At 32.6% G+C, this 16,605-nt stretch carries 15 protein-coding genes; 2 read left to right on the top strand and 13 right to left on the bottom strand.

Features of this window, described 5'->3' with window-relative positions:
* Positions 1–30 precede the first annotated feature (30 nt).
* Both BWZ22_RS09035 and BWZ22_RS09030 read left to right on the top strand, forming a co-directional pair.
* Entirely contained in the window at positions 31–720 is a 690-nt protein-coding gene (locus BWZ22_RS09035; protein ID WP_076699479.1) for a glycosyltransferase family 2 protein, read from the top strand.
* Positions 720–2,207: a cellulose synthase family protein gene (locus tag BWZ22_RS09030; RefSeq protein ID WP_076699475.1), complete on the top strand. Its 1,488-nt coding sequence runs from the start codon at positions 720–722 to the stop codon at positions 2,205–2,207. Before BWZ22_RS09035 ends, BWZ22_RS09030 begins: the two co-directional genes overlap by 1 nt.
* Before the next feature lie 76 nt (positions 2,208–2,283).
* Here BWZ22_RS09030 and argH read toward each other — a convergent pair whose 3' ends face one another.
* From argH to BWZ22_RS08965, 13 genes are all read right to left on the bottom strand, one after another.
* Positions 2,284–3,561 carry an argininosuccinate lyase gene (gene argH / locus BWZ22_RS09025; RefSeq protein WP_076699473.1) on the bottom strand — a complete coding sequence of 426 codons (1,278 nt, stop codon included), beginning with the start codon at positions 3,559–3,561 and terminating at the stop codon, positions 2,284–2,286.
* A gap of 59 nt (positions 3,562–3,620) precedes the next feature.
* The gene (locus BWZ22_RS09020; protein WP_076699469.1) at positions 3,621–4,685 is read right to left on the bottom strand and encodes a M20 family metallo-hydrolase; all 1,065 of its coding nucleotides are present in this window, start codon (positions 4,683–4,685) and stop codon (positions 3,621–3,623) included.
* Positions 4,682–5,461 (bottom strand): acetylglutamate kinase, encoded by a 780-nt coding sequence (argB, locus tag BWZ22_RS09015; protein ID WP_076699468.1) that lies wholly within the window; start codon positions 5,459–5,461, stop codon positions 4,682–4,684. The genes BWZ22_RS09020 and argB overlap by 4 nt, the downstream gene beginning before the upstream one ends.
* An 85-nt stretch (positions 5,462–5,546) precedes the next feature.
* On the bottom strand, positions 5,547–6,485 hold the full coding sequence (locus BWZ22_RS09010; protein WP_076699467.1) for an N-acetylornithine carbamoyltransferase: 939 nt from the start codon (positions 6,483–6,485) through the stop codon (positions 5,547–5,549).
* A 7-nt stretch (positions 6,486–6,492) separates the two neighbouring features.
* Entirely contained in the window at positions 6,493–7,257 is a 765-nt protein-coding gene (gene proB, locus BWZ22_RS09005; RefSeq protein WP_076699466.1) for a glutamate 5-kinase, read from the bottom strand.
* Between the two features lies 1 nt (position 7,258).
* On the bottom strand, positions 7,259–8,455 hold the full coding sequence (locus BWZ22_RS09000) for a glutamate-5-semialdehyde dehydrogenase (protein WP_076699465.1): 1,197 nt from the start codon (positions 8,453–8,455) through the stop codon (positions 7,259–7,261).
* A gap of 86 nt (positions 8,456–8,541) precedes the next feature.
* Positions 8,542–9,666, bottom strand: a complete 1,125-nt coding sequence (locus BWZ22_RS08995; RefSeq protein WP_076699464.1) for an aspartate aminotransferase family protein — start codon at positions 9,664–9,666, stop codon at positions 8,542–8,544.
* Positions 9,667–9,779: 113 nt separating this feature from the next.
* Positions 9,780–10,574 (bottom strand): pyrroline-5-carboxylate reductase, encoded by a 795-nt coding sequence (gene proC / locus BWZ22_RS08990; protein WP_076699463.1) that lies wholly within the window; start codon positions 10,572–10,574, stop codon positions 9,780–9,782.
* A 117-nt stretch (positions 10,575–10,691) separates the two neighbouring features.
* Positions 10,692–11,675, bottom strand: coding sequence for an N-acetyl-gamma-glutamyl-phosphate reductase (gene argC / locus BWZ22_RS08985; protein WP_076699462.1), 984 nt, complete (start codon positions 11,673–11,675; stop codon positions 10,692–10,694).
* A gap of 75 nt (positions 11,676–11,750) precedes the next feature.
* Complete coding sequence (locus BWZ22_RS08980) at positions 11,751–12,926, bottom strand: argininosuccinate synthase (protein ID WP_076699460.1); 1,176 nt, start codon at positions 12,924–12,926, stop codon at positions 11,751–11,753.
* A 9-nt stretch (positions 12,927–12,935) separates the two neighbouring features.
* Positions 12,936–13,523, bottom strand: coding sequence for a GNAT family N-acetyltransferase (locus tag BWZ22_RS08975; RefSeq protein WP_076699458.1), 588 nt, complete (start codon positions 13,521–13,523; stop codon positions 12,936–12,938).
* 854 nt (positions 13,524–14,377) lie between these two features.
* The gene (locus BWZ22_RS08970) at positions 14,378–14,782 is read right to left on the bottom strand and encodes a c-type cytochrome (protein WP_076699456.1); all 405 of its coding nucleotides are present in this window, start codon (positions 14,780–14,782) and stop codon (positions 14,378–14,380) included.
* A 112-nt stretch (positions 14,783–14,894) separates the two neighbouring features.
* Complete coding sequence (locus BWZ22_RS08965) at positions 14,895–16,487, bottom strand: NADP-dependent glyceraldehyde-3-phosphate dehydrogenase (RefSeq protein WP_076699455.1); 1,593 nt, start codon at positions 16,485–16,487, stop codon at positions 14,895–14,897.
* Positions 16,488–16,605 lie beyond the last annotated feature (118 nt).

The raw sequence follows: 16,605 nt of genomic DNA, 5'->3' as shown, positions 1-16,605 counted from the left end.
TATTGTATTTTTGTGACTTAACAACTTTTTATGCCCATAATAAAAGTCATCATTCCTGCTTATAACGAAGGAGATTCCATTGGAAAAGTTATTAAAGATATTCCTGAAATTGTTGACGAAATTATTGTTGTTAGTAATAATTCATCAGACCTCACAGAAATTAATGCTAAAAAAGCAGGTGCTACTGTTTTAACCGAAAACAGAAAGGGATACGGATACGCATGTTTAAAGGGCATGAATTATATTGCTAAAAACACTCCTAAACCTGATGTTATTGTTTTTTTAGACGGTGATTATTCTGATTACCCTGAAGAACTCACCAAAATTGTTGCTCCCATTATAAACGATAATATTGATTTTGTAATTGGTGCACGTACAAAACATTTAAGAGAATCTGGTTCTATGACCAAACCTCAAATTTTTGGTAATTGGCTAGCCACCATGCTTATGAAACTTATGTTTGGTTCAAAATTTACAGACTTAGGTCCCTTTAGAGCTATAAAATACGATAAACTTTTAGCTCTGAAAATGGAAGACAAAACCTACGGTTGGACGGTAGAAATGCAACTTAAAGCTTTAAAACAAAAACTAACATATATTGAAATTCCTGTAAATTACAGAAATAGAATTGGAGTATCTAAAGTTTCTGGCACAATAAAAGGTGCTATATTTGCAGGCATAAAAATATTGGGTTGGATATTTAAATACAGTTTTAAATAATGATTTTAGAAACCATCATCATTGTTATTTACACCATTGCCATCTTACTAATCTTTATGTATGCTTTGGCGCAATTAAACCTGCTATTTAATTATGTTTCCGCAAAGCGAAAAGACAATGAGCCAAAACTGAATTTATCAGACCCTAATCAAATTCCATACGTAACAATTCAGCTTCCTGTGTATAACGAAATGTACGTTATGGAACGTTTATTAAATAATATTGCAAAAATAGATTATCCAAAAGACAAGCTTGAAATTCAAGTTTTAGACGACTCTACCGATGAAACTGTACAATCTACAGCTGCACATATTAAAAAACTACAACAAACTGGTTTAGATATTCAACATATTACTAGAACTAATCGTGTAGGATTTAAGGCGGGGGCTTTAAAAGAAGGCTTAAAAACAGCTAAAGGTGAATTTATAGCTATTTTTGATTCCGATTTTTTACCAAAATCAGATTGGTTAAAACGTACTGTAACTTATTTTAAAGATGAAAAAGTTGGAGTTGTACAAACCCGTTGGGGGCATATAAACAGAAATTATTCTTTATTAACAAGAATACAAGCTTTTGCTTTAGATGCTCATTTTACTTTAGAACAAGTAGGAAGAAATAGCAAAGGGCATTTTATTAATTTTAATGGTACAGCAGGTATTTGGCGAAAAGCATGCATTATTGATGCTGGCAACTGGGAAGGAGACACCCTAACTGAAGATTTAGATTTAAGCTACCGTGCGCAACTTAAAAACTGGAAATTCAAATATTTAGAAGATGTTGAAACTCCTGCAGAGTTACCAGTTGTTATTAGTGCTGCTCGCTCTCAACAGTTTAGATGGAATAAAGGTGGTGCCGAAAATTTCAGAAAAATGCTTTGGCGTGTTTTAAAAAGCAAGAATATTTCTGCTAAAACTAAAATTCATGGTCTCTTACATTTACTTAATAGTACCATGTTTTTAAACATATTAATTGTTGCTATTCTTAGCATTCCTATGCTTTATATTAAAAATGAATACGCTCACTTAAAACAGTACTTTTTGGTAATGAGCTTCTTTGTTTTAAGTACCGTTATCTTCTTTATTTGTTACTGGATTATGTACAGAAACATTTATGGCAAAGGCATAAAAAACTTTATGGGCTACATTGGTATGTTTTTCATGTTTTTTTCAATAGCTATGGGCTTTTCTTTACATAACTCTATTGCTGTTTTAGAAGGACATTTAGGTAAAAAAAGTGCCTTTGTAAGAACTCCAAAATTTAATATTAGCAACTTAAAAGACTCCTGGAAAAACAATAAATACATTAGAAAAAAACTTTCAGCTAATGTTATTTTTGAAGGTGCTCTTATGATTTACTTTGGCTTTGGTATGTATAGTGCCTTTATTGTAGGAGACCAAGGTGGTGATTTTGGACTATTTCCATTCCACGCTATGTTATGTGCCGGTTTTGGTTATGTGTTTTTTAAATCTATCGCTTCAAAAGTTTAAATTTTAACGCTCAAGATAAAAAAGTATCCTTCTTTTTAATTTTAACCATGTAAGAGTATTTTAATTTCTGCTATGCTTAAGATACTGGAAATTTAGCTCTAATTTTATCTAGGCTCAAATTATGAATACTGCCAACATGTGTATGTTGTTTTGATGTATCAGGAACATAGGTACTATCTTGCACTTGTCCGCCTATTTTTTGATAGGCTTCTCTAAAACTCTGACCTTCAACAACCAAAGTATTAATATTATCAACCGTAAATAAATATTTGTATTTATCATCGTTTAAATCAACATCTTTAACAATTACTTGTTGAATAGCATAGTTGAAAATATCTAAAATATCTTTTAGCTCTTCAAAAGCAGCAATCATATTTTCTTTTAATAATTGAAAATCTCTATGATAACCACTAGGTAAATTATTGGTAATTAACACCATTTCTGTTTGAAGCGCTTGTATCTTATTACATTTACCACGTATCAATTCAAATACATCTGGGTTCTTTTTATGAGGCATAATACTACTGCCTGTGGTTAATTCATCTGGAAAGGTAACAAATCCAAAATTCTGACTCATATACAAACAAACATCCATAGCAAATCGAGACAATGTATTTGCTAAACTACCTAAAGCAGCAGCAATGGTACGTTCATTTTTTCCACGTCCCATTTGTGCAGCTACTACATTGTATTTTAAGGTTGAAAAGTCCATTTCTTTGGTAGTTAATTCCCTATCAATAGGAAAAGAACTTCCGTAACCCGCTGCAGAACCTAATGGGTTTTGGTCTACCGTTTTTAAAGCGGCATTAAGTAGATACACATCATCAATCATTAATTCAGCATACGCCGAAAACCATAAACCAAATGATGATGGCATTGCCACTTGCAAATGCGTATAACCTGGTAATAGCTTGTCTTTGTGAGTTTCAGCTAAATTTAAAAGTGTATCAAAAAGTGTTTTTGTTTTGGTATGAATAAGCTTTAAATTTTCTTTGAAATATAAATGACACGCCACTAAAACCTGATCGTTTCTAGAGCGTGCGGTATGGATTTTTTTTCCAACTTCACCCAAAGTTTTGGTTAACTCAAACTCAATTTTAGAGTGTACATCTTCAAACTGTGCTTCTATAACAAAGGTACCATCTTCTATTTGAGATGCTAACTCATCTAACCCTCCTAAGAGTTGTTCTAATTCTTCAGTAGATAGAATACCTATACTTTGCAACATTTTAGCATGTGCTTTTGATGCTATTACATCATATTTAGCAATGTGAATATCTATTTCTCTATCATTACCTACTGTAAATTGCTCTATTTTTTTATCTATTGATATGCCTTTGTCCCAGAGTTTCATTTTTACTAATGTTTATTTGTTGATTTGTTGAACTGAAATTGTTTTGTTTATTAATGTATTTAAACAATTACACGATGCAACAATTCAACATAAATTTTAATTCCTTCTTCTATTTCGTTTAAATATATAAATTCATCGGCACTATGCGACCGTGTGCTATCACCAGGACCGAGTTTTAAACTAGGGCAAGATAACACTGCTTGGTCTGATAAGGTTGGCGACCCATAGGTGGTTCTTCCCATAGCAATACCCGCTTTTACCAAATCGTGGTCTACAGGAATGGATGATGAATTTAAACGCAAACTACGCGGTGTAATACGCGTTACTGGCGCTTCTTTTTGTAAAATTTCGGCAATTTCAGCATTAGTATAAGCATCGTTAACACGAACATCAATTACTAAATTTAAATCTGCTGGAACTGCATTATGTTGCTTCCCTGCACTTATTTGGCTCACCGTTAACTTTACATCACCCAGAGCTTCAGAGTTCTTTTCAAATTTAAAATCTTTAAACCATTGTAACGTATCTATAGCTTTATAAATCACGTTATCATCGTTTGGATGTGCTGCATGACTTGGTGTTCCTGTAAGCACCGCATCAAAGACTACTAAACCTTTTTCTGCTATCGCTAAATTCATTAAGGTTGGTTCGCCAACAATAGCAACATCTACTTTTGGAATAATAGGCAACATACTATTTAATCCGTTGGGACCACTGCTTTCTTCTTCTGCAGATGCAACAATTACTAAATTATATTTTAAATCTTTTTGATTATAAAAATAAGTGAATGTGGCAATAAGTGACACCAAACAACCTCCTGCATCGTTACTTCCTAATCCAAATAATTTCCCATCTTCAACAATGGCTTTAAATGGGTCTTTAGTGTATGCCGAATTAGGTTTAACCGTATCATGGTGTGAGTTTAACAATAAAGTAGGCTTATCATCATCAAAATACTTATTAACTGCCCAAACGTTATTTTTAATGCGCTTATAATCAATTTTATATTGCTGAAACCAAGATTCTAAAAGTGTTGCTGTTTGATTTTCTTCTGAAGAAAACGATTGGGTCTCAATCAGCTTTTTTAAAAGCAATATAGCATCTTGTGTTAACTGATTTATCATAAATACAAGGTTGTAAACTTTTGTTTTTTATCACTTATTACTGATGGATTTCCAATAAAAACTCTTGATACACCACTTGATAAAGCATGAAAACAATTTTCTAATTTAGGTAACATACCATCATGAAAAACGCCCTTATGTTTTAAAACTTCATAAGTTCCAGAATCCATATAATCTATAACCGAATTATCGTCATCAACAGTCATTAAAACGCCATTTTTTTCAAAACAGTAGTACAATTCAATATTATATAATTTTGAAAGGCCAATTGCTAATTCCGATGCTATTGTATCGGCATTTGTATTAAATAACTGTCCATTTTTATCATGCGTAATGGCGCAAAATACTGGTGTAAAATCTGCCTGAATTAATTTATTAATAGCATTATGTGAAACCGATTCTACATCGCCTACAAAACCAAAATCTATTTCTTTAACAGGTCTTTTTTTAGACGTAATACTATTAATATCTGCTCCAGTAAGCCCTAAAGCATTAATATTTAAAGCTTGTAATTGAGCTACTATATTTTTATTTACCAGACCACCATAAACCATAGTAATTACTTCTAAAGTATCGGCATCTGTTATACGTCTTCCATTTATCATTTTAGACTCTATTCCTAATTTTGATGCTATATGAGTAGCGCGTTTACCGCCACCATGAACCAAAATTTTCTTTCCTTCTAAATTAGAAAAATTTTCAAGGAATGTTTTTAAAACTTCACTATCCTCAATAACATTTCCTCCTATTTTTACTACTGATAATTTTTCTTTCATCCTAAACTTTTGTCATTATAAGAATTTTATGGCGAGGTAATCTATTCATAGATTGAGATTGCTTCATTTTATTGGCAATGACAGGTTATTTATTTTCTAAAAGCTTCTTTAATACTAATTGTGCCGCAAAGGTTCTATTATTAGCTTCCTCTATTACCAATGAGCTATCACTATCTAAAACAGCATCTTCTACTACTACATTTCGTCTTACAGGTAAACAATGTAAAAACTTTGCATCACCTATTTTATCTTTAGTAATCAACCATTCTGCATCAGACTTTATTACTTTTCCGTAATCTTCATAAGAACTCCAATTTTTAGCATAAACAAAATCGGCATCTTTAAAAGCTTCTTCTTGGTTGTGATAAATTGGTGTATTGCCCGTAATTTCGGGATTTAAATCGTATCCCTCAGGATTTGCAATTACAAATTCTACATCCATATTTTGCATTGCTTGTGTAAAACTGTTGGCTACGGCATGCGGTAATGGTTTAATATGAGGAGCCCAAGTTAAAACCACCTTAGGTTTTGCAACTTTTTTATATTCTGAGATGGTTATAGCATCTGTTAACGCTTGTAACGGATGCCCCGTAGCACTTTCCATATTTACTATTGGTACAGAAGCGTATTTTTTAAAAGCTTCTAAAACCTGTTCACTTTCGTCTTTTACTTTGTCTGTTAAAGTTGGAAATGCTCTTACTGCAATAATATCACAATATTGAGACACTACGGCTGCAGCTTCTTTAATGTGTTCGGCAGTACTGCCGTTCATAATAGTACCATCATCAAATTCTAAGCCCCAAGCATCGCCAGACACATTCATAACAATAGGATTCATTCCTAAATTTAAAGCCGCCTTTTGGGTACTTAAACGTGTACGCAAACTAGAATTAAAAAATAACAACCCTAAGGTTTTGTTTTTCCCTAACTCTATATGCTCTAACGGATTTGCTTTTAAAACCTTTGCTTCTTCAATCCAAGCATTGATGTTATCAATATCGTGTATAGATGTGTAATGCTTCATTTTAAATTTATATTATTTTGGTAAACGGCACCTTGTTTTTCATGGCGTTCAAAATAAAATTATCTTCTAAACCGTTTACTATCCATGTTTCAATATTTGCTTTTTTAGTAACCTCGGCAGCTTCAATTTTACTTTGCATACCACCGCTGCCATGTGAGGATTTAGAATTAACAACTTGAGCTTTTAAAGCTTCAAAATCTGACACCTGTTCTATGGTTTTTGGTGTACCATTTTCCATAGAACTTTTGGTGTAAATACCGTTTGTGTTTGTTGCAATAATAAACAAATCGGCGTTTAAAAGTGATGCTGTTAAGGCTCCCAGTTTATCATTATCGCCAAATTTAATTTCATCGGTAGCTACCGTATCGTTTTCATTAATGATGGGAATATAATTGTTATTTACCAAAACGTTAATGGTATTGGTTATGTTTACAATACTTTCTTCTTTTTCGAAATCTGAATACGATAATAAACACTGTGAACTTAAAAGGCCATATTCTCTAAAAATTTCTTGGTAAATTCTAATTAAATGCGGCTGCCCAATAGATGCCAACGCTTGTTTTACAAAAATTTCTTTGCGTTTACTTTCTAATTTCACAAACTGTTTTGCTACTGCAATAGCGCCAGAACTCACTACAATAAACTCACAAGTATCTTGAAGTTTCGTGATTTGATTTGCAATATCTTCAATCTTTCCTCTGGAAATATTATCGGTTTCTTTAGTTAAAGTATTAGACCCTACTTTAAGTAATATGCGCTTTTTCTTTTGCATGCTATCTGGTTTGTCCGTTACCAAAAATATACCATTTATTGGTTACCAAATGTTGTAACCCAATAGGCCCTCGTTGGTGTAATTTATCTGTACTAATGGCTAACTCTCCTCCTAAACCTAATTGTCCGCCATCGGTAAATCGGGTAGATGCATTATGATATACTGCAGCAGTATCTACATTTTCCATAAAAATTTTAGCTTCGGCCTCATCTTTAGTAATAATAGAAGACGAATGCCCGCCAGAGTACTTATTTATTTTAGCAATAGCATCGGTGTTAGATGCTATTTCACCAATAACAATTTTATAATCTAAAAACTCTTCAAACCAAACGTCTTCAGAATTAAAAGGGTTAATAGCTTCAAAACTTGACGTTTTATCATCTCCTAAAATTTCAACATTGAACTCTTTCAATTTTGAAATTAATGCTTCTATAAACTCATTTTTATTTGGCAGATTAGAATCAATTAGCACTTTATCAACAGCATTACAAGCCGAAATTTTTGCGGTTTTACCATTTACAATTACATCCAAGGCAATTGATGTATCGGCATCTTTATGTACATATACAAAATTATTACCACGCCCACTTACAATTACAGGACACGCTGCATGCTCTTTAACAAAGGCAATTAATCGTTCACCTCCTCTAGGTACAATTAAATCTACTGGTTGTGTTGGTTTTTCTAAAAAGGCTTGGGTTTCAGTTCTATTAAATTGTAAATATTCTACCCAATCGGTTGATGCATCTACTTCTTGTAATGCTTGATGCCACAGTTCCACAATTTTTAGGTTAGAACGCAACGATTCTTTACCACCTTTTAAAAGAATTTTGTTTCCTGATTTAAAGGCAATACCTGCAGCCTCAACGGTAACATCGGGTCTTGATTCGTAAATAATTAATACCGTACCAAACGATGCGGTTTTGTTGTAAACCTGCATGCCGTTTTCGTGCTTAAAACTAAAACGCTCTACACCAACTGGATCTTCTTGAGACGCCAAATGACTAACAGATTTTATCATCTCATCAACTTTAGAATCGTCTACTTTTAAACGATCGTACATAGAAATATCTTCGCCTTGGTACGATTCTAAATCAACTTTATTAATTTCAATAATTGCTTGCCTTTCTGCTTCTAAAAGTTTTGCCATTTTTAACAAAACAGCGTTTCTTTTTTCAATAGATAGTAAGGTGTTCATTTCTTCTTTTTTTATTGTTTAGCTTATATTCTACAATTATTCTTTTTGTATGCAGAACTTAGCTTTATAATTTTTTGTTAAACTTTTTATAACACCTTTTTTAAGGCATCAAAAAATTGATTGATATGTGATTTTTCAATATTTAAAGGCGGTAAAATTCTTAGTAACTTTTTGTTTGCTGCGCCACCAGTGAAAATATGATGATTGTAAATTAGTTTTTTTCGTAATTCGCTAACTTCAAAGTTAAATTCTAAACCAAGCATTAGCCCACGCCCTTTAACATTCTTTATCTCAGAAATATCTTTTGATTTTTCAATAAAACACTCAGACATTTCGTTTACATTATCAATTAAATGTTCTTCTTCAATAGTATCCAATACTGCTAATCCTGCAGCACAAGCCAAATGATTTCCTCCAAAAGTGGTACCTAACATACCGTATTTAGCTTCAATATCTGGATGAATTAACACACCCCCAATAGGAAAACCATTGCCCATACCTTTAGCTATTGAAATAATATCTGGCGTTACATTATAATGCTGAAACGCGAAGAATTTACCCGAACGCCCGTAACCAGACTGTACCTCATCGGCTATAAACATGGTGTTATTGGCTTTACAAAGTGCAAAAACTTGCTCAAAAAATTCTTTACTCCCTTGGTCTAAGCCTCCTACACCTTGAATAAACTCAACAATAACCGCACAAACATCACCTTTTTCTAATTCGGTTTTTACACCGTCAACATCATTTAAAGGTAAAATGGTTACCGCTTGTTGCGCGTTAATTGGTGCTATAATGTTTTTATTATCGGTTACAGCAACCGCCGCCGATGTACGTCCGTGAAAGCCATTACTAAAAGCTACAACACGTTTCTTTCCTGTTTTAAAAGATGCTAGTTTAAGCGCATTTTCATTAGCTTCGGCACCAGAATTACACAAAAACAATTGGTAATCTTTACAACCTGAAAGCGTTTCTAACTTATTGGCTAACTGCCTTTGTAACGGATTTTGAATAGCATTAGAATAAAACCCTAATGTTTCAACTTGTTTGCTAACTGCTGCTACGTAATTTGGGTGCGCGTGCCCAATAGAAATTACGGCGTGCCCACCGTAAAGGTCTAGATATTCTGTTCCTTTATCATCGTACACATGAATACCTTTACCCGAAACGGGTGTTACATTATATAATGGATAAACGTCAAATAATGGCATTTTTTCTTGTTGTTATTTGTTAATAGGTTGATGGTAGCTAGTTACAACTCACTGCTCACTACTCACTGCTTACTGCTTTACTGCTTACTGCTTACTGCTTAATAAAAGCGCTATCAACCGTTTTTTATTTCATTAATTTTTTCAAAAGAAGCGTTAATTCCTTGTATTAAAGCAGAACTCAATCCTTGATGTTCCATTTCATTTAACCCCGCAATGGTACAACCACTTGGAGTAGTTACCCTATCAATTTCTGCTTCAGGATGTCTTCCAGATTCTTTTAATAAACTAGCCGCCCCGTAACAGGTTTGTAGTGCTAACTGATGCGCTTCTTCTGCCTCAAAACCTAACTGAATAGCACCTTGTGTGGTAGCACGTACTAAACGCATCCAAAAAGCAATACCACTAGCACAAATAACCGTTGCTGCCTGTATTTGCTCTTCTGGAATTACCATAGTAGTTCCTAATTGGTTAAAAATGGTTTTAGCAAGCTCTATTTTTTCCTCACCTATTGCATTGGGCGACAAACAAGTCATAGATTTCCCAATAGAAATGGCCGTATTAGGCATAACACGAATAATGTGTTTATCGACTCCAATAACACTTTCTATTTTAGAAATGGCAAATCCTGCGGCTACCGACATAATTAAATGTTTTTTGGTAATTACAGATTCTACTTCCTCTAATACACTTTCTACATGCTTTGGTTGTAATGCAAAAATTATGACATCAGAATTCATTACCGCTTCTTTGTTGTAATTGGTAATAGTTACATAATCTTCATCTTCAAAACTTTTAACCGCAGACGTATTTTTATCACTTAAGTACAAAGAGGTGAACGACTTGTTTTTAATAAGTCCCTTAGCTATAGAACTACCTAAATTTCCTGTTCCTATAATGGCTATTTTCATGCTTCGTTTTTTTATTTTTATGGCGTTACCCACAAGGGGTCGCGCTTTCCGCTATATCTTTTTTCTCGTACCTCAAAAAAAGGATACCGCATCAATCGCTAACGCACCACTGTTTCTCTAAAAATATGTTGCTTTTAATTCTAAACCTGTGGTTTCTTCTAAGCCAAACATTAAATTCATATTCTGAACCGCTTGCCCCGATGCACCTTTTAATAAATTATCAATAATACTGGTTATTAATAATTTACCTTCGTGTATATGTAAATGCACTAAACATTTATTGGTGTTTACTACCTGTTTAAGATGTAAAAAATCGTCGCTTATAAAAGTAAAAACAGCATCTTTATAAAACTCTTTATAAATAGTTTTAGCTTCTTCAATAGTACCTTCAAAATCAGTATAAATGGTTGCAAAAATACCTCTTGAAAAATTTCCTCTATTCGGCATAAATAAAATATCTGAATTGAAACTATTTTGCAATTGTTTTACCGATTGATTGATTTCTCCTAAATGCTGATGCGTAAAGGGTTTATAATATGAAAAATTGTTATCTCTCCAGGTATAATGTGTGGTAGCAGACAATGAAGTTCCTGCACCTGTAGCGCCTGTAACCGCATTTATATGCACATCTTTATGTAACAAACCTGCATTTGCCAAAGGCAACAACCCTAACTGAATACTGGTAGCAAAACAACCTGGGTTGGCAATATAATTGGCAGATTCTATATCAGATTTATTAAGTTCTGGTAACCCATAAACAAAAGTTTTTCCTTCAAAAACTTTATCGGCTTCCAATCTAAAATCATTTCCTAAGTCAATAATTTTAGTGTTATCAGAAAATTTGTTAGCCGATAAAAACTTAACCGAATTACCATGCCCTAAACATAAAAATAACACATCTACATTAGGGTTTACAGTATCTGTAAAGGTTTTATTTAACGTACCTACTAAATCTTGGTGTACCTTACTAATTTGGTTACCAGCATTACTTGTACTGTAAACAAAATCTATTTCGGCTTCAGGGTGGTTAATTAACAATCTTATTAATTCTCCGGCAGTATAACCAGCACCACCAATAATTCCAACTTGTATTTTTTTCATTTTATATAGCTTTTGGCTATTTGCATTGATGTAAGTTTTAGGTTAAAAATTCAACCTTCAACTAACAACCAATAACTAACTATTTACCTGTTGATATATTTTATTTTGATTTCCAAGAATTTTAATAAATCCTTTAGCGTCATCTGCTGTCCACGCTTTGTTTTCTTCACCATAACTACCAAATTTAGCACTCATTAAATCGTGTTCAGAGCTAATACCATCTAAATCAAAATGGTAAGGTTTTAATGTTACAGTTACATCGCCAGTTACTTTTTCTTGACTGCTTTGTAAAAAGGCTTCCATATCTCTCATTACAGGGTCTAAATATTGCCCTTCATGTAAATGCATACCATAAAAACTTGCTATGTATTCTTTATGTTGTAATTGCCATTTAGTTAATGTGTGTTTTTCTAATAAATGATGAGCTTTAATAGTAATTAAGGCAGCTGCAGCTTCAAACCCTACTCTACCTTTAATACCTACTATAGTATCGCCTACATGAATATCTCTACCAATAGCATAGCCCGATGCTAAATTGTTTAACACTTCAATATTAACTTCAGGATTGTTTTCTACACCGTTTACAGCTACCAACTCACCTTTATTAAATGTAAGCTTAACTTTTTCTTCTTCGGCGTGTTTTAATTGCGACGGATACGCTTCATCTGGTAATGGTTTTTCTGAAGTTAAGGTTTCGGCACCACCAACACTAGTTCCCCAAAGTCCTTTGTTAATGGAGTATTTTGCTTTTTCCCAAGACATATCAATACCATTTTCCTTTAAATAGTCTATTTCTTGTTGTCTGGTTAATTGCTCGTCTCTAATGGGTGTTATAATTTTAATATTTGGTGCTAAAGTTTGAAAAATCATATCAAACCTTACTTGATCATTTCCTGCACCTGTGCTTCCATGAGCAATATATTCTGCGCCTATACTTTTAGCGTATTCTACAATTTCAATAGCTTGAATAATACGTTCTGCACTAACCGATAATGGGTAGGTATTGTTTTTTAATACGTTACCAAAAATTAAATACTTTACTACTTTTTGGTAAAACGTAGCTATGGCATTAATGTTTTTGTAGGTAGCAACCCCCATTTTATAGGCGTTACTTTCTATATGATCTATTTCTGCTTGGGTAAATCCTCCTGTATTTACACTTACTGCATGTACTTCATATTCTTTTGATAAACTTACCGCACAATATGATGTATCTAAGCCGCCACTGTAGGCTATAACTAACTTTTTCATTGTAATTAATTAAATTTTATTTTTAAGAATCTTATTAAATTGATTTATTTTAGATTCGAAATATGGATTAACGTAATATTTGTATTTGTATTCGTCTCTTAGCTTACCTAGTTTTTCTAAGGTTTCAATTAAAACTGGAGACAAATCTTTTAGCGTAATAAACTGCATACCTAATAACTCATTGTTGTGGTGCACAGTAGCATCTTGAGCTATTGAAATAAGAAATTCTTTAGAGAATTTTTTGGTTAAGCAATCCATTAAAAGTAGTCCTAAATTATGGTTTCTGTAAGCTTTATGCACCCACAAAGACGAGCGCTCAAAAACCGAATATTTATCAATAGTATGCCTATGAGCAAAAATATGCCCATAGATTTCGCCATCTTTCATTAAAAGATAACAACCATTTTTTAAACGATCTTGTAACATACCTACACTGGCATGATACATTGCAGGAAGATTTTTTGTTCTTTCTGAGATTATCTGCAAATTAGTTTTTGAAATCTCATAAGTAAAAACAACTTCTAAACCTTGTAAATCACAATAGGACTTAGCTTCCTCAACCACAATATTTTTATCTATATTCAATATTGAATTCATTTTTCAATAATTATTAAACACTTAAGAACTAATTAAACTTTAAGCATTTAATTAAGCCTTTAAGCTTTGTACTTTTTATATTCTAAATAATAACGAAAATTGAAAGCAGCGGATGCTTTCTTAAACTGAATAGCCCCTTAGGGGCGTGGTTGAGGAAAACGCACAACAACAGCTCTAGTAGTGTTTACTAGAACAAAAGAGATAAGAGATATGTTGTTTCCTGTTTTCACTGAATAACTATCTTAACTATTAACTCTAAATCGTCGGCGTGAGCCCCTTTCGTTAATATAAGCAGCAAAATTACAACTAATTATGAATTACACAACTAAATAATTGAAAAATAAACAGGTTTTAAATTAACTTTAAAATGAATTAATGAATTCTTAACTCAACCTTATTTTTATTTTAAATTTTATTGAAATTAAGCCAAAACTCCTACAATTTTACATAAAAAATCATAGAGTATGTAACTCACAGATTTTAAGAAGCTTTAATCTTCTCAACAAATAATCTATTTTTATTTTTTTAGCTCAAAATGTCTTGTAGATTTTTGAGTTTCTGTTGGAAAATCTGCAGGAACAGTTTTTTGTGTTACATTTCCTGTTGCAGCCCATTCTGTACCGCGTTTTGCTGTCGCTTCAATAATATGCTTTTTAAGAAACGAAGTTCTTCTCTAGCGTCTTATTTTGAATATTTTATAAAATACCATTCAATAACCATCTATAAATCAATACTATATTTAGTTAATTTTTAAAATATAGCACTATAATGAATTTAGTTTTTAAATAATTACACCTAAATTATACAATTAAAGCAATTTTAAAGGTGAATTATTTGTTTAGTTCCTTTAATTTCTAGTTTAAAGAATTAATCCAAGAAGCTATTTTTAAAGCCTCATTTTTAGGAACATTGGGTAACGGTGCCATTGGAACAGAATATTCTGGCCAATTTCCTGGTTCTGGTTTATAAATAAGTTCTACAATTCTTTCGTCTGAATAATTTCTTTTAGCTATATCTTTAAATGAAGGCCCTATTAATTTTTTGTCTGCACTATGACAAGCAACACAAGTGTTTTTTGTTAATAATTTTTGTACTTCTGTTTCGTCTATTTTAGATGCTTCTTGGTTGACCTGTTTTACTGTTTCTGTTTTTGTTTTTTCATAAGAAAATCCTTCTTTCTTTTTCTCTTCTTTGTCACCACACCCTGCTAACATAAGACCTGAAAAGGCAAATACTAGCACACTCTTTAATACTTTCATTATTATTAATTTATTTTAAATATTGGGGTTTTTATTTATTTCTACAACAGAACAATAGATTATTGTTAATATACGGATTTTAGCATATAGTATTTTAACTACAAACCTTATTTTATAAAATATAATCTGTACTAATAAAGTTAGAGGTTTTTTGCTCTAAAAGATCTGTTAGAATAGCATTGTTATACTCATTATCTTTTGAAGCCACAAAAGTTCTTATTGAAAATGAACGTAAGGCATCATGAACACTTAAGGTACCAAAAGCAGAATCTTTTCTTCCTGTAAACGGATATACATCTGGACCTCTTTGGCAAGAACTATTTAAATTCACCCTACAAACTAAATTAACTAAAGTATCAATTAGAGGAGAAAGGGTTTGAATATTTTTACCAAACAAACTTACTTGTTGTCCGTAATTAGACTCTGCCATATCATCAAGAGGTTCTTCAATATCAGAAAAAGATACTACAGGTATTACTGGTCCAAATTGTTCTTCTTGAAAAACTCTCATCTCTTTATTAACAGGATATAAAACAGCTGGAAAGATGAAGTTTTCGGAAATTTCACCACCTTTTTTATTCAATATTTTTGCGCCTTTATCTAAAGCATCATCAATCAATTCTTTAATATATGATGGTTTATCTACCTCTGGTAGTGGTGTTAATTTTACACCTTCTTCCCAAGGGTTTCCAAATTTAAGTTGATCTACTTTGTAGGCAAACCGTCTATTAAATTCTTCAACTATAGACTCATGTACATACAATACTTTTAAAGCGGTACAACGCTGCCCATTAAAAGATAAGGTTCCGGCTATACATTCATCAACTGCTAAATCTAAATCGGCATCTGGTAATACTATTGCTGGGTTTTTAGCTTCTAGACCTAAAACCATTCTTAACCTATTTCCTTTTGGGTGTTGTGCTTGTAATGCATTAGCAGATTTACTATTTCCTATTAATGCTAGCACATCAATTTTACCAGATTTCATTATTGGTGTAGCCAAAGTACGTCCGCGCCCATAAACAATATTAACTACGCCTTCTGGAAAACTAGCCTGAAAAGCTTCTAACAAAGGCGATATTAACAAAACACCTAATTTTGCTGGCTTAAATATAACAGGATTACCCATTATTAAGGCCGGAATTAATAACGTAAATGTTTCATTTAAAGGGTAATTATAGGGTCCTAAACAAAGTACTACTCCTAGAGGTCCGCGACGAATATGAGCATACACCCCAGAATGTTTTTCAAACTTAGCTGAATCTCTGTCTATTTGTTTATAAGCTTCAATAGTATCATAAATATAATCTACCGTTCTATCAAATTCTTTTTCAGAATCTGGTAAGCTTTTCCCTATTTCCCACATTAAAAGTTTTACAACCTCTTCTCTTTTGGTTTGCATATGCTCTACAAAAGACTCCATACAGGCAATTCTATCGGCCACTTTCATTGTTGGCCATAGCCCTTTTCCGTTGCTATAAGCTGATGTTGCTGAATGAAGTGCTTCTAAAGCCTCTTTTTCTCCTAACTGCGGAACAGTTCCTAAAAGTGTTTGCTTATATTCTGAAGTTGAAGATATTGTTGAATAAACCTTAGCGGTTTCACCATCCCAATTTTTCAGTTCACCATTTACCAAATATGTGTTTTGGTGTAAAAGCGATGTAATTTTATAAGCGTCTGGAATTTCTTTAAATTGAGTTGCCATAATTAACTACTTTAGATTCTTTTGTTAGCATCAAAGAAAACTAAAATAGCTTAAAAATACAGTTAAAATCTTCTCAAAACGCTATCTACAACACGAAAACGATTGCGAAAAAACAACA

Source organism: Seonamhaeicola sp. S2-3, assembly GCF_001971785.1.
GTDB lineage: Bacteria > Bacteroidota > Bacteroidia > Flavobacteriales > Flavobacteriaceae > Seonamhaeicola.
The sequence above is the reverse complement of the archived record's forward strand: the minus strand, read 5'-3'. Positions and strand labels throughout refer to the sequence as shown.

Bases quoted from the DNA above. Each gene is read 5' to 3' on its own strand.
- BWZ22_RS09035 (WP_076699479.1), top strand. From the start codon at position 31: ATGCCCATAATAAAAGTCATCATTCCTGCTTATAACGAAGGAGATTCC.
- BWZ22_RS09030 (WP_076699475.1), top strand. From the start codon at position 720: ATGATTTTAGAAACCATCATCATTGTTATTTACACCATTGCCATCTTA.
- argH (WP_076699473.1), bottom strand. From the start codon at position 3,561: ATGAAACTCTGGGACAAAGGCATATCAATAGATAAAAAAATAGAGCAA.
- BWZ22_RS09020 (WP_076699469.1), bottom strand. From the start codon at position 4,685: ATGATAAATCAGTTAACACAAGATGCTATATTGCTTTTAAAAAAGCTG.
- argB (WP_076699468.1), bottom strand. From the start codon at position 5,461: ATGAAAGAAAAATTATCAGTAGTAAAAATAGGAGGAAATGTTATTGAG.
- BWZ22_RS09010 (WP_076699467.1), bottom strand. From the start codon at position 6,485: ATGAAGCATTACACATCTATACACGATATTGATAACATCAATGCTTGG.
- proB (WP_076699466.1), bottom strand. From the start codon at position 7,257: ATGCAAAAGAAAAAGCGCATATTACTTAAAGTAGGGTCTAATACTTTA.
- BWZ22_RS09000 (WP_076699465.1), bottom strand. From the start codon at position 8,455: ATGAACACCTTACTATCTATTGAAAAAAGAAACGCTGTTTTGTTAAAA.
- BWZ22_RS08995 (WP_076699464.1), bottom strand. From the start codon at position 9,666: ATGCCATTATTTGACGTTTATCCATTATATAATGTAACACCCGTTTCG.
- proC (WP_076699463.1), bottom strand. From the start codon at position 10,574: ATGAAAATAGCCATTATAGGAACAGGAAATTTAGGTAGTTCTATAGCT.
- argC (WP_076699462.1), bottom strand. From the start codon at position 11,675: ATGAAAAAAATACAAGTTGGAATTATTGGTGGTGCTGGTTATACTGCC.
- BWZ22_RS08980 (WP_076699460.1), bottom strand. From the start codon at position 12,926: ATGAAAAAGTTAGTTATAGCCTACAGTGGCGGCTTAGATACATCATAT.
- BWZ22_RS08975 (WP_076699458.1), bottom strand. From the start codon at position 13,523: ATGAATTCAATATTGAATATAGATAAAAATATTGTGGTTGAGGAAGCT.
- BWZ22_RS08970 (WP_076699456.1), bottom strand. From the start codon at position 14,782: ATGAAAGTATTAAAGAGTGTGCTAGTATTTGCCTTTTCAGGTCTTATG.
- BWZ22_RS08965 (WP_076699455.1), bottom strand. From the start codon at position 16,487: ATGGCAACTCAATTTAAAGAAATTCCAGACGCTTATAAAATTACATCG.